The 12,828-nt window shown below is 60.4% G+C and carries 10 protein-coding genes; 5 read left to right on the forward strand and 5 right to left on the reverse strand.

Annotated features, from left to right (window positions below):
- The first annotated feature begins 68 nt into the window (after positions 1-68).
- The gene (gene xrtD / locus AC2FM3_RS16970; protein WP_496684172.1) at positions 69-1,682 is read left to right on the forward strand and encodes a VPLPA-CTERM-specific exosortase XrtD; all 1,614 of its coding nucleotides are present in this window, start codon (positions 69-71) and stop codon (positions 1,680-1,682) included.
- Between the two features lie 3 nt (positions 1,683-1,685).
- Here the strand turns inward: xrtD and AC2FM3_RS16975 are convergent, their stop codons facing one another.
- Together AC2FM3_RS16975 and AC2FM3_RS16980 are read right to left on the reverse strand one after the other, a co-directional pair.
- Positions 1,686-2,936: a glycosyltransferase family 4 protein gene (locus AC2FM3_RS16975; RefSeq protein ID WP_496684174.1), complete on the reverse strand. Its 1,251-nt coding sequence runs from the start codon at positions 2,934-2,936 to the stop codon at positions 1,686-1,688.
- Positions 2,929-4,191 (reverse strand): nucleotide sugar dehydrogenase, encoded by a 1,263-nt coding sequence (locus tag AC2FM3_RS16980; protein WP_496684177.1) that lies wholly within the window; start codon positions 4,189-4,191, stop codon positions 2,929-2,931. Before AC2FM3_RS16980 ends, AC2FM3_RS16975 begins: the two co-directional genes overlap by 8 nt.
- A gap of 363 nt (positions 4,192-4,554) precedes the next feature.
- Between AC2FM3_RS16980 and AC2FM3_RS16985 the strand changes: the two genes are divergently transcribed.
- Entirely contained in the window at positions 4,555-6,072 is a 1,518-nt protein-coding gene (locus AC2FM3_RS16985) for an oligosaccharide flippase family protein (RefSeq protein ID WP_496684180.1), read from the forward strand.
- Here AC2FM3_RS16985 and AC2FM3_RS16990 read toward each other — a convergent pair.
- Genes AC2FM3_RS16990 through AC2FM3_RS17000 form a run of 3 tightly spaced genes read right to left on the reverse strand, consistent with a single transcriptional unit; the run spans position 6,069 to position 9,311 of the window.
- Positions 6,069-7,172 (reverse strand): DegT/DnrJ/EryC1/StrS family aminotransferase, encoded by a 1,104-nt coding sequence (locus AC2FM3_RS16990; protein WP_496684181.1) that lies wholly within the window; start codon positions 7,170-7,172, stop codon positions 6,069-6,071. The genes AC2FM3_RS16985 and AC2FM3_RS16990 overlap by 4 nt on opposite strands.
- Before the next feature lie 46 nt (positions 7,173-7,218).
- Positions 7,219-8,223 (reverse strand): sulfotransferase, encoded by a 1,005-nt coding sequence (locus AC2FM3_RS16995; protein WP_496684184.1) that lies wholly within the window; start codon positions 8,221-8,223, stop codon positions 7,219-7,221.
- Positions 8,223-9,311, reverse strand: coding sequence for a lipid II:glycine glycyltransferase FemX (locus AC2FM3_RS17000; RefSeq protein WP_496684186.1), 1,089 nt, complete (start codon positions 9,309-9,311; stop codon positions 8,223-8,225). The genes AC2FM3_RS16995 and AC2FM3_RS17000 overlap by 1 nt, the downstream gene beginning before the upstream one ends.
- Before the next feature lie 192 nt (positions 9,312-9,503).
- On the opposite strand from AC2FM3_RS17000, the gene AC2FM3_RS17005 reads away from it, so the two are divergent.
- From AC2FM3_RS17005 to AC2FM3_RS17015, 3 genes are read left to right on the forward strand one after another with little or no spacing between them, the layout of a single operon-like run.
- Entirely contained in the window at positions 9,504-10,457 is a 954-nt protein-coding gene (locus AC2FM3_RS17005) for a glycosyltransferase family 2 protein (RefSeq protein ID WP_496684188.1), read from the forward strand.
- Complete coding sequence (locus tag AC2FM3_RS17010) at positions 10,457-11,671, forward strand: GNAT family N-acetyltransferase (protein WP_496684190.1); 1,215 nt, start codon at positions 10,457-10,459, stop codon at positions 11,669-11,671. The genes AC2FM3_RS17005 and AC2FM3_RS17010 overlap by 1 nt, the downstream gene beginning before the upstream one ends.
- Entirely contained in the window at positions 11,668-12,705 is a 1,038-nt protein-coding gene (locus tag AC2FM3_RS17015; RefSeq protein ID WP_496684191.1) for a lipid II:glycine glycyltransferase FemX, read from the forward strand. Before AC2FM3_RS17010 ends, AC2FM3_RS17015 begins: the two co-directional genes overlap by 4 nt.
- Positions 12,706-12,828: the final 123 nt, after the last annotated feature.

The following is a 12,828-nucleotide window of genomic DNA, read 5'->3' on the forward strand; positions in this document are numbered from 1 at the left end:
GATCACGATTTCGGGATTTCGATCTGCGAGGATGCTTGCGCCGCGGTTTCGATGCAATATGAGGGTTGATGCAACAGCTTGAGTCGAAATCCGGTCAGTCCGGCGGACCTCTGGGAGCGGTCTGGCCACGGATCAACGTGGCCGGATTTGGCTGGTTCGTGCTGTTGCTGGCCGGATCGGTCCCGGTGTTCTGGATCGGGATCGTGTCGCTGGGCACTGCCTGGAGCACGCCTGAATACAGCCACGGCCCGCTGATCCCGATCATTTCGCTGTATCTCTTCCTGCGGGAATTGCGCAACGCGCCGGCGACGCTCCCCGAAGTTCAAGACCGCTGGCCCGGGGTTGCGGTCATCGCCCTGGCGCTTGCGGTGGCGGTTCTGGGCAATCTGGCGCGGATTCCGGACATCGTGACCTATGCCATGATCATCTGGACCGGCGGAGTTGTGCTGACCGTGTTCGGCTGGCAGCGCGGCCGCCACCACCAATTGCCGGTCTTTCACCTGGTTTTCATGCTGCCCCTGCCCCAGTTCGTGTACTGGAAGCTGACGATATTCCTTCAGTGGATCTCGTCCGAACTGGGCGTGTGGTTCGTGCAACTGGCTGGTGTGTCGGTCTTCATCGAAGGCAATGTCATCGATCTGGGTGTCTACAAGCTGCAAGTGGCCGAGGCCTGCTCGGGCCTGCGCTATCTGTTTCCCATTCTCAGTTTCTCGTACCTGTTCGCCCTGCTCTATCGCGGCCCGATCTGGCACAAGGTCGTGCTGCTGCTGGCGGCCGCTCCGCTGACCGTTCTGATGAATTCGATCCGCATCGGCGTGATCGGCATTTTGGTCAATCAATACGGCATCGAACAGGCCGAAGGATTCATGCATTTCTTCGAGGGCTGGATTATCTTCCTGCTATGCGTGGGGGTCCTGTTCCTGATGGCCATCGGGCTGCAGCGCATGGCCCCCGATCCCAAGCCCTTTGCACAAGCGATCGATCTGGATGTCGATGGGTTCGGCCCCATCGCGCTGCGCATTTTTGGTCTGAAGCCTTCGCTGCAACTGGCTGTCGCGGCCCTTCTGACGCTGTCGGTATCCGCGGCTTGGGTGCTGCGCCCCGCGGCCGATGTTCAGCCGGTGGAACGCGATCCCTTTGTTCTGTATCCGCGGCAACTCGGAAACTGGTCGGGGTCGACGGCCAGCCTCGACCCGAAAGTCGAGCGGACCCTGGGCGCCAGCGACTATCTGAACGCAACATATGCCGACACCACGTCGGGCGAATTCGTGAACCTGTTCGTGGCCTTCTACGACAAGCAGACCGACGGCGACGGGATCCATTCCCCTGAGGTCTGTCTGCCTGTCGGCGGGTGGGAAATATTCAGCCTCGAGCCGTATCAAATTACCTTGGACAAGACGCCCTATGGCAGTTTCACCGTCAATCGGGCGGTGATCCAGAAAGAACTGTCGAAACAGCTGGTCTACTACTGGTTCGAGCAGCGCGGAAAGCGGATGGTCAACGATTTCCGGGCCAAGCTGAGCGTCATCAAAGATGGCTTTGTCATGGGGCGGACGGATGGCGCCCTTGTCCGTTTCGTCACGCCCATCCTGCCCGGTGAAACCGAGGCGGATGCCGACGTGCGGCTGCAGCGGTTCATGGTGCCCAGCCTGAACCGAATGCCGCGTTTCGTACCGTTCTAGGCCCTACCCTTTCCACACCCGTTCGTAGGCCGCGATCAGGGCGGGCACCTGATGAGGCCATGCCATTTCAGACTCGACCCGCGCGCGGCCATAGCGGCCCATTCGGGCCCGACGCGCTTCATCTTCAAGCAGTTCGGCAATCTTGGCCGCCATGTCCACCGGATCATTCGGCCGCGCGTACAGAGACGCGTCCTGCGCCGAGAACCGGCCCTCGGTCACGTCGAACTGGACGATCGGTTTTTCGAAGGCCATGTATTCAAGGATCTTGTTCATGGTGGATTTGTCGTTCATCTCGTTCACCCGGTCCGGGTTCACGCAGACATCCGCCGTCGACAGGATCTCGAACAGGTCCCGATCCGGTGCCCGCCCAGTGAAGGTGACGTAGTCCGACAGGCCCATCGCGGCGGATTGTTCGCGCAGTTTCTCGAGGCTGGGTCCGCCGCCGACCAGGCAGAACTGGATGTCGTCCCGGCCCTGCCCCTGCACCAGGTGGGCCACGGAATCAAGCAGCAGGTCGATCCCCTCCTGATCGCCCATCACGCCGACATAGCCCACCATGTATTTTCGACCGTTCCGCCAGGCCGGGTTGGGCGGAACGCGCTCCAGACGGCTCAGGTCCGGGCCCGAGCGCACAATGAATACATCCTCGGGCGCCATGCCCCCGCGTTCGATGGCGATCCGGCGATAGCTTTCATTGGTCGCGATCGACACCCGGGCCGATGCAAAGGTCAAACGTTCGAAGGTCTTCATCAATTTCCAGAAGAACCCGCGCCGGCCGAATTTGGCCTCGTAGAGCTCGGGGTTGATGTCGTGATGATCGAACAGGTACCGCACGCCGAACAGCTTGAAGGGCAACGCTACCAGAAAGATCAGGTCGGGCGGGTTGCAGCCGTGGATGACATCAAACCCGCGGGTGAGTTTGATCTTCAACGCCAGCCAGGATTCCCAGAACAGCGCCGCGCCGTATTCCAGCAGATAGCCAAGCGCGCCGCTTGCATCCAGTGGCAGCGGGTGGCGATAGACCTTAATGCCTTCTTCTTCCCAGATACGCTCTTCGTGGCCCTTTCCGGTCGGGCAGATCACCGAAACGACGGCGCCGGCGGCGGCCAGAGTGCGCGCCTCCATCCAGACGCGCCGGTCGAAGGGGACGGGCAGGTTCTCGACCACGATCAGAACCTTCAGCCCCTGCAGCGGCCGGGTCCGCCGCAATTCATCCATCGAAACCGGCTGAACGGCCAAGGTGGTGTCAGTCATATTCATAGGTTCGCACCACCGGAAAATCGCCAAGGTTCAGATCGTTCACGATCGCATTCGATCCGATCACCAGATCCCACGGACCCTGTTCGGCCGTGGCCCGATCGACCAGAAGGCTGCCGACCGACGGCAGATGCGTGAAGGCATAGCCCAGGTTCTGACCGCGCAGGTCGGCGGGGCGGATGGCTGGGTCATAAACCGACAGCTTGTACCCGCCCTGAAGCAGCCGTCGCGCGATGTCGACATTCGGGCTTTCGCGCAGGTCGTCGGTGCCGGCCTTGAAGGCCAGACCCACCATCAGCACCCTGCCCCCTTCGGGCAGACGGGCCATGATGTCCTGGGCCTGGTAGGTCTTGTGCGCCTCGTTGGTGCGCAGCAGGCTGTCGATCAGATGCGTATGCGCGCCGATTTCGCCCGCGATATGTTGCAGGGCCCGCACGTCCTTGGGCAGGCAAGACCCCCCGAACGCGCCACCCGGCCGCGTGTAGTAAGGCGAAATGTTCAGCTTGGTGTCCGAGACAAATATGTCGTGCATGGTCTTTGCGGATACGCCCATGCGATGGCAGATGCGGCCGATTTCGTTGGCAAAGGCCACCTTGGTGGCATGCCAGGTGTTGTCCACGAACTTGGTGATTTCGGCCTCTTCGTACGAGGTGTAGAAAACCGGCGCGTCGAGGCCCTCGTGCAGCGCGTCCATTACGTCGGAGCGGCAGCCATCTTTCGTGCCGACGACGATTTTTGGCGGGTGAAAGAAGTCATGCACGGCCGAGACTTCGCGCAGGAATTCCGGGTTGTAGACGATTTCGACCGCTTGCGAGACCCGATCGCCCAGAAAGCTTCGAAAGATCGGCTCGACCAGTTGTGCGACGGTTCCGGGCCGAAAGGTGGACCGGTAGGCAACCGTCAACGGACGCGCCCGGTCGTCGGATATGGTTTCGGCAATCTGCCGGGTGACTTCGGCCACATAGCTCATGTTGTGGGAGCCGTCGGTCGAACTGGGCGTTCCGACGCAAACGATGGCCAAATCGCAGGTTGTAAGATCGGGGCATTCGACGACCGCACGGATCAGTCCCCTGTCCAGTGCCTGGGTCAGCAGTTCGCCGACCTGCGGTTCCTTTATGGGCGGTTTGCCGGAGTTGATCTCGGACACCTTGTCGGCATTGACGTCGATGCCCAGCACTTCGTGCCCTTGATGGGCCAGACAGCAGGCCGCGGTGAACCCAACATACCCCAAGCCAAAAATCGCGATTTTCATGTGGCGTCTCCGAACACCGAGTGGGCATCGCCGCCCTGTCGTACGGCTGCAGCAAGAGGCCGCAATGCTTGCCCAAGACCGAACCAGTCTGAGGAACTATCTGTGAAATTCACCTTGATGTGGGGTGCAGTGTTCTGACACGAAATGACAAGTGGTGTTGGAAGCCCTCGAAATGTTTTGATACCATTCAGGAAATGCATGTGACTATGTCTCAAATAAGCGGTTTTTTCTTGGTTATCAGTCAAATTCTTCGGTTGCCACATTCGGCCCCCTGTCGGGTACAGCAATGTACTTGTCGGCTCATGTCAAGAAACGACCTCGTCGAAACCGGCCTATTGGCTCAAGTTAGGAAACAGTATTTCCGTGCTCCAGCCCAACAACATTGATCCCGCGCCAAGCGGGCTGACACGGCGTTCGGCCTTGGCCGTCGGCGTGGCGACATTGCTTGCCTCGGGTGTCTTCCGGCAAGGGCTGGGGCTTGCGACAATCGCCATAACTGCTCGCTTGCTGACCCCTGAAGACTTTGGCGTCGTTGCTTATTTCCTGATTGCAACGGCTTTGCTGGAGATGTTCCAGCGGCAAATCGGGATGGTCCTGATTCGACTCGACAACATAACGCCCGAACATCTGCACACCGTCTTTTCGTTTCAGATCATCTTCGGCCTGCTAGCGGCGGCGATCTTCTGGGCCGCCCAACCTTTGGTTGAATTGCTAGGGATCCCGGCACTTGTCGAATTGATGCCGGTGCTTTCGGCGATGTCACTGATCGTCGCGATCAAAAGCCCGCGCTTTTTGTTGTTCGAAAGAGGATTGCGGTTTGGATACGCCGCTGGCGAGGAAACCCTGAGCCGCCTTGTCTATGCAATCTTCGCCATCGGCCTGGCGTGGTACTGGCGCGACTATTGGGCGATCGTCGTGGCGACTTTTGCGGGACAGATCACGCGCGGCCTTTGGACGTTTTCGATCGCACCGATGTCCCTCAAACTGTCCCTCAGCAGGTGGCGGGACAGCCTGTCTTTTTCGTCCTGGTCCATCGGCGCACAGCTTGCCCAGTTTTTGTCCACAAATGCGCCGCAGCTGATCATCGGCAGCACACTCGGTTTGGCGGATGCGGGACTGTTTCGCATCGGTACCCGGCTCGTGAACGTTGTGACGCATCAGCTTTTCACCCCCATCCTGCGGGTGGTTTATCCCGGCTTGGCGGATCTGTCGCGCAAGACTGACCAGGCCAAGGAGGGGTTCAGAAAGATCAATGCCGGTTTTCTGGCCATTCTGCTGCCGTGCAGTGTGGGGTTCGCTTTGCTGTCTGTCGACATCATCTGGATGTTCCTGGGATACAAATGGGTCGCAGCCGCGCCGGTGATCTGGGTTCTCGCACCGCTCTATGCCTTGAACGCGCTGCAGGCTTCGGTGCGGTCCGCCGTTTATATCGAAGGGTCGACTTCGCTGCTGTTTCTCCGCAACACGATTGTCTTGCTGGTCGTCTGCGCGGTGATGCTGATTGGTGTCCAATACGGGTTCAACGGCGCACTGATCGCTGCAGGTATCGCCAATCTGGTCGGCCTTTTCGCAACCCTGGTCATCGCGAAAAGATATGGAAACGGCCGCTTCTTCGAGCCACTGGCCGTCGGATGGCGCAGCTTCGTGGCCTGCGCCGTTATGGCGGTTGCCGTCATTGCCACCAACTATGTGTTGCGGGTGGGCATTCACTACTCCTACACGCCGTTCATCGTGCTGACCAAAGCCGGTGTCGGGGCCGTCGTCTATACCGGAACGCACATCGCATTGTGGGCCGTTTCCGGCCGCCCGGAGGGGTTCGAAACCATGGTGTTTTCATTGTTGGCGCGCATGCGCGATCACTTCCGGGGGCAGAAAGCCTAGGGGTCGCGCAGCGTTTTGCGCAGTTGGTCGGCGATGTGCCGGATGTGAGCAGGCCCCAGATACTGATGCAAAGGCAGAGAGAGGATGCTGTTCTTCAAATCGATCGCTTCGGTCTGTCCGGACCAGTCGAGATTGCGGTTGAACCCGGCCCACCAGGGCGTGGCGCCGATCCCCAGCGCCTGCAATTCGCGGGCCACCCGGTCGCGATGGGCAATCCTGATCGGCATGTTGAGCGGACATGTGTGGGGCGCCAGATCGGGGTTCACCAACCGGACGCCCGGCATGTCATCCAACAACTCGCGGTAGATCTGCCAGTTTTGCCGACGGGTCCCTGACACGACCGACACAGGAAAGGACCGGAGTGGCCGCAGCGCAAAGCTGCTGATCCGACGGTTTCGCAATGTGGGATCGAAATAGTAGTGCGGGGGGATGTCTTCCATTTCATCCGGCTTGCCGCGCTGGGTATTCGGGGCGTCTCCCCGACCCAGGCTATGTTTTAAAGTGCGTACCCGATCCGGACCCAAAGCCCTGCTGATCGTCGTTCGGAGCAGCGTTTTGGCAACGGTTTTTCGCGGCGGCGGCCGGACAAATGGCGGGTCGAAATCAAGGTCGTCTGCGTTCACGACCAGCGCGCCCCCTTCAAGCACAGGGACGAACTTGTAAAAGCAGAAGACCGACACATCCCCGGTGACGCCCTCTGCCGGTGCTGCCCCGCTCAACAGGCTCAGCGCGCAATCCTCGATCAGCCGCAGCCCGTGGCGGTCGCACAATGCGCGGAGCGCGGCCAGTTCGGGTTGGAGGATGCCGAAATAGTGTGTCACATACACCGCTTTTGTGCGTTCGGTGATCATGGGTGCGATGCGGTTGGGATCGGCCCGAAGATCCGCCGAGACCGGATACATGCGGATCGACAACCCCGCGTGTACAAGCGGATCGACTTCGGATCCGCAGTTGTAGGCGGGCACCAGTATCTCGTCACCGGGCAGAAGCTCCAGAAGATCGCAGGCCGCGCGGATTGCGACCCTTGTGTTGAAACTCCAGTGAACATGACGGCCGTCAAAAAGACGCAGAAACCCGCCATCGGGATCTGTTCGGACCATTTGGCCGAGCCGCATCGGCGGATCGCCACATGCAAGGCGGGCCTGACTATGCGCCATCGGCTTCACCCTTTTGGCTCAACTCGGCCTCTTTCGCGATTTTTTCAAGACACCCCATGATCTGACCACGAACGTCATCCTGCATGTGTCGCCGGGCCGAAATTCCCGGCAGAGTTTCCGTCTTGTGCTTTCGTGCGGGGGAAACGCCGTTTCGTCTGAAAAAGGATTCGACGTCCGAAAGCACTTGTTCGGGCTGTTCGCACAGGGTCTCGTAGCTGACTTTCATGACGCGTTCTGGTGCGCCCAGCCTCTCGAACCCCAGCCGCAGGTCCCGGTGGCTGAGAACCACTTGCGCGCAGGACTGGGTCATCGCATCGGCGTCGGCATAGGTTTCCCAACCCGTCGGCCGAAGCGACCACCAGCCGGTCGCGTCCATCGACGACTTGTCCTGTCTGGCCCGCACGAGCGAGTCTGCATTGTCGGCCCAGTCGCGCTCGATGTAGATGAAAATCGCGTTTGTGAAGGTATCGAGCAGCAGCGGGAAATCGGACTGCAGGATCATGTTCTTGACGATCATGGGCTGCCCTGAAATCCGGCCGATGGCGGCCAGCTTCCGCTTCATCCGGGCGACCGGCACCCCCGGTTCGTCCAGAAAGTAAGGGGCCGCATAGGGCATCCAATACGCCCAGATCCGCCCCGCTTCGCTGGGGGCGGCGTTCCCTTCAAGCTCGCCATAGGAGCTGTCAAAGGATCCTTGCCTGTCCCGCATGGCCCGCCGGCAAAGCCAAGTGGCCGCCACCGGAACCCGGAACAGGCGTTTCGCGAAATTGCTGAAATAGCCACATTGGAACCGGGTGACCAGCAGCTCGTACAACAAGGTCGAGCCCGAACGAGGCGGCCCGACGATGAAACAAACGGGCTGCTCGCCCTGGCCGGTCCGGAGCTCCAGAAAGCGTTCCAGCGGCGACAACGCCCCGGAAACGACCAAGTTCAAATACTTAGCGCGTCGGCTGGAATAGGTAACCAGTGGCCCCTGATCGACCCCGCGCGCCATCAGTTGCCGCCCCGCGGAAACAGCCGGGCCGGGTCGAGATTGCGCAAGTGCGGGAAGGAGCGCTTCACTTGAGCTTTCAGTCGGCCGGGTAGGGTGTTAGCAAAATGATGGGCGGGGCTCAGTGCCAGGGTGTGCTCGGCAATGCGCCGCGCATGTGTCGGTTTGAACTCGCGCTTGTACTCGTAGACGTTGAAATTAGGGTGGGTCTTGTCTTCGACGGGCAGAAAACCTTCGACGTCGAATCGGGTGCAGCCGGCGCGCTTGGCCCAGAACATGCCCTCGAGCCACAGGGCCGGCGCGACCCGCAGATTGCCGATGGCCTGCGCAGCCCCGGGGTCGGCGACAAAGCGTCGGGCATGGGCCGTGGTCCCGCTGCGGTACAGCAGAAGCCCGCCCAGGAACGCCTCTTGGTGATAGGCGCAGAGGATCACGCCGAGCGCACCGTCGCGGAATATCTGGTCGAAACCGGCGCTGTATTCGGCGCGGCTGACCGGGGTCAGATTGTGGCGCGCCACAACCAGGGTATTGAGTCGTTCAAAGAACGTCTCGGCCTCGGCGAAAGTGCGGGCGGTGCGAATCTCGATTTCGGATTTGTCCACCAGGCGGACCTTGCGGCGCGCGCTGCGCGAGAACGAGGCCCGCAACTCGTCCTCGGTTCCGGTCAGGTCGATGATGCCCGTATCGCGATGGGGTTCCGGGTCGCTGATCCGAAATCCCGCCTGTGCCAAAGCACTGGCCAGCCCGTCGCCTTCCTGGTCCAGCCAATAGGGCGTTATACGCAAGGAGTCCGTTCGAGAAAATGCCGGATGTTCCGACAGCCCTTGCAGAAATGTGACCATTTCCGCAGCCGTGTCACAAACAGGGCCGCTCAACGCGACGGCGGACGCCGACCGGCCGGGCATCACCCGGCTGGGCTGCATGACAAATATCCCGACGGCGACCAGTCGCCTACTGCGACGGCCGATCGCGAATATGACCCGGTTGCCAATGGCCTTGTCCACCTCGGCGAATTGTGGATGCTGGCGCGGGTGTTGATGTTGAGAAGTGGAAAGAAACTCACACCATTCTGTTCTTTGTGCCTCGGTCAAATCTTCCAGGCATTCAATGTCCATCTACAATCACTTTCTCTCTGCGCGCCGGGAGAAATCCACCGGCAATGCAGCTTCGGCACCAACGCCCAAAAATAATATTTGCAGAACCCATGGCTTCAAACCCAAAATCATGTAGCAGTCACGGGATCGTCCCTTTTTTGTACTTAGTTTAGCAGGATTTTTGCGGCCATGGCGTCAAATACCGATCATTCTCAGTCAGGCTGCACTGTTTCCATTGTCATTGTAAGTTGGAATACACGCGAAATTTTGCACGATTGTCTCGAATCCGTGGAAAAACAGACCAACCTGCCGCACGAAGTCATCGTGGTGGACAATGCCTCGACCGATGGCACACCCGACATGGTCCGGCGCTGTTTCCCAAACGTGAAACTCATCGCCAATCCCGACAACCGGGGGTTTGCGGCGGCCAACAATCAGGGCCTGAAAATCGCCCGGGGTGACAAGCTTCTGCTGCTCAATCCCGACACGATCATCCTCGACAATGCGATTGACGTCATGAGTGCATGGCTGGACGCCCATGCCGATGTCGGCTGTGTCGGGTGTCAGGTCTGGGAGGACGCCGACACCATTCAAAAGACCTGTTTCGCGGACCCAGGTCCGCTGAGCCTGGCGGTGGTTGAATTCGGCCTGAAGCGCGTGTTCCGCTGGCCGGAATACGACGATTGGGATCGGCGGTCGCAGCGGGATGTCGACGTGGTGTCGGGCATGTTCATGATGGTCCCGCGCGCTGTCTTCGAAGCGGTCGGACCCCTCGACGAGGCGTTCTTCATCTATTCTGAGGAAGCCGATTGGTGCCGTCGCATCCGCAACGCCGGCTGGCGGTGCGTCTTTGCTCCTCAGGCTAGGATCATGCATCTTGAAGGCGGTTCCAAAAGCACCGCCCAGATCAAGTCGCGCATGTATGTGCAGAAGCAAAAGAGCAAAACCATCTATGCCAGAAAACACCATGGCCGGTCCGGCGAGTTGGCGACGCGCGCGATTTTCGTGGCAAGTGCGGCCTTGCGGGGGATGGTTTTCGGATTGGCGGGCCTTGTAAAGCCCAGCCCGGACCGTGCCGCCCGATTGCGGCTGTCCCGGGCGGCGATCCGGTTCCATCTTTTTGGGCAAGAGCCGGCGACGTGATGGAAAATACGAAACCCAGGCCGGATACGGCTCTGAAATTCATCCGGTTGTCGGCGCATGAACTGCTGAACCGCGCCGAGTGGGATGATCTGGTCGCAGAAACTGGCGCCGACATTTATTTTCTGACCGAATGGCAGGCGGCGTGGTGGTCGCACTATGGCACGTCGTTTTCCTCCAGCCGCCAACCGGTCTGCTATGAGCTTCGCGACCAGACGGGATTGCGCGCAGCCCTGCCCTTCTGCATCGAGACCATCTGGGCCGGACCGGTTCCGGTGCGTGTCGCCCGCCTGGCCGGGGTCGATCCCAACTTTGCCGTCATGAGCCTGCCCATTTCCAAGGGGTTTGACGCGACCTTCTTCGATGCAGTCTTTGACCATCTGGTCAGCCAACTCAACTGTTCCGCAATCAGCCTGTCGCCGATGTCCGACCGCGCACGGCATCTTGCGTGCATGCGCAGGCCTGCCGGTCAATGCGTCTCGCCCCTACGGGATCAAAGCCCTCGTGGCCATACCCTGATGGCGTTGCCGGACAGTCTTGATGCGTTTATGTCGGCACTGTCCAAAAGCCGCCGCCGCGAAGTCCGCCGCGACCTCAAGCGCCTGAACGAAATCGCCCCGCTGAGGAACACCAGTGCGCGCCCGGGTACGGTTAACCAGGCCATGGACCGGTTCGTCGAACTGCACACCCAGCAATGGGTGGCCGCGGGCAAAGGTGGGCATTTTTCGGATTGGTCAAAGGCTGCCGATTTCTATCGCGAGTTGCTGCGGCGGTTGGCGGCCAAGGGTCAGGCCACGATCGACGAGCAATGGCAGGAGGACAGGCTCTTGTCCAGCCAGCTTCGGTTCACCTTGGGGGCCAAGGCCTATTGGTGGCTGAACGCGCGCGAAACCGACCCTGCGTTCTCCAAGATCGGATTGGGGCGCGTGGGATTGGTCGAGCGCGTCGCTGGGCTGATCGCGGAAGGAATCGGCTTGGTGGAGGCCGGTGCAGGGGAGTATGAATACAAGCTGAGTTATGGCGGCGAGCTTGTTCCGCTCCATTCAATCGTTCTGGTGAACGACCGCCCCTTGCCGCGCTTTCGAACACGCTGCTTGCTTTTGTGGGCCGACGGCCTGCACCTGTTTTACTATCGGCTGTGGTTTCTCAGACTGCGGCCCCGATTGGGGACACGGCCCCGCGCGCTGTGGACAAGCTGGATTCGGACGCGGTTATGAACAGGCCCCTGAAAATGCGATGGGTCCCGGCCGAGGACTGGAGAGGGATTAGTGGTGAATTCGAGGATCTGACCTACGAGCAGACCCTCGGCTATTCTCAGGCGGCCGCAAAGCGGATCGGGGCGGATGCCCGGTTTCTGTCGCTTTCGGATCACGCAGGCCGCCTCATCGCTGCGGCGTGCCTGCGCATAAAGCCGGTGCCCGTTCTGGGCCGGGGAATAGCGTGGATCGCCGCCGGCCCCTTGGTGCGGCATCGCGATAACCCGGATCCGGACTCCGAAACCCTGGCCAGAGTGTTTTCCAGTCTGCGCACCTATGCAAGGGACAGCGGGCATATCCTGCGATTCAGGATGCCAGCCGTACCGCCGCTGGATCCCGGATTTGTGGATCTTGCGGCTGCAGCCGCCGGGTTTGGCGCGACGAACCGCTCGCCGGTCTATCGGACGGTTGCCATAGATTGCCGGCAACCGGACGAGGAGTTGATGCGCTGCCAACACGGAAAATGGCGAAATCCCCTGCGTAATGCCCTCAAGGCTGGGATGGAAACCGAGACGCTGCCCATCGCTGAATGTGCCGCCCGGTTCAACGCATTGTATCGACTGGTGAGTTCGGCAAAAGGGTTCAGCCCGGATATCCCGCCGGAGTTTTACTATCCACTCAAGGAGGCGGATTTCAGTCACAAGGTCCTGTTTGCAATGAAAGACGGCGTGGACCTGGGTGCGATGACGATCGGGGCCGCGGCCAGTAACGGCATTTACCTGTTCGGCGCCACAACCGATGCCGGGCGGCGGTCGAACACGGGCCACTTCCTGATGTGGCAGGCAATACAGCATTGCAAATCGCACGGGTTGGAGTGGTTCGACCTGGGCGGCATCGATCCAGAGAACAACCCCGGGGTCACCCAATTCAAACTGCGAACCGGAGGGGTAGAAATAGTGGCACCGGGGCCATATCAATACCAGCCGCCGGGGCTGACGGCATCGCTGATCAGCCTGGCCGAAACCGTGCATCAACGCGTGAAAGGTCGCGGATGAAACCAGCAATTGCCCTGATTTTTCACGGCATTGGCCAGCCAAGCCGGCTAGTGGGGCCGGAGGAAGCGCCCTTTTGGGTCTCGGTGCCTCAGTTCGAACGGGTTCTGGCGGCCGTGGCGGACA

This window comes from Ruegeria sp. BHSB172 (assembly GCF_059613165.1).

What these genes read in the sequence shown, in the direction of transcription:
- AC2FM3_RS17015 (WP_496684191.1), top strand. Translation starts at nt 11,668, where the DNA reads ATGAACAGGCCCCTGAAAATGCGATGGGTCCCGGCCGAGGACTGGAGA.
- AC2FM3_RS16980 (WP_496684177.1), bottom strand. Translation starts at nt 4,191, where the DNA reads ATGAAAATCGCGATTTTTGGCTTGGGGTATGTTGGGTTCACCGCGGCC.
- AC2FM3_RS16975 (WP_496684174.1), bottom strand. Translation starts at nt 2,936, where the DNA reads ATGACTGACACCACCTTGGCCGTTCAGCCGGTTTCGATGGATGAATTG.
- AC2FM3_RS17005 (WP_496684188.1), top strand. Translation starts at nt 9,504, where the DNA reads ATGGCGTCAAATACCGATCATTCTCAGTCAGGCTGCACTGTTTCCATT.
- xrtD (WP_496684172.1), top strand. Translation starts at nt 69, where the DNA reads ATGCAACAGCTTGAGTCGAAATCCGGTCAGTCCGGCGGACCTCTGGGA.
- AC2FM3_RS16995 (WP_496684184.1), bottom strand. Translation starts at nt 8,223, where the DNA reads ATGGCGCGCGGGGTCGATCAGGGGCCACTGGTTACCTATTCCAGCCGA.
- AC2FM3_RS17010 (WP_496684190.1), top strand. Translation starts at nt 10,457, where the DNA reads ATGGAAAATACGAAACCCAGGCCGGATACGGCTCTGAAATTCATCCGG.
- AC2FM3_RS16990 (WP_496684181.1), bottom strand. Translation starts at nt 7,172, where the DNA reads ATGGTCCGAACAGATCCCGATGGCGGGTTTCTGCGTCTTTTTGACGGC.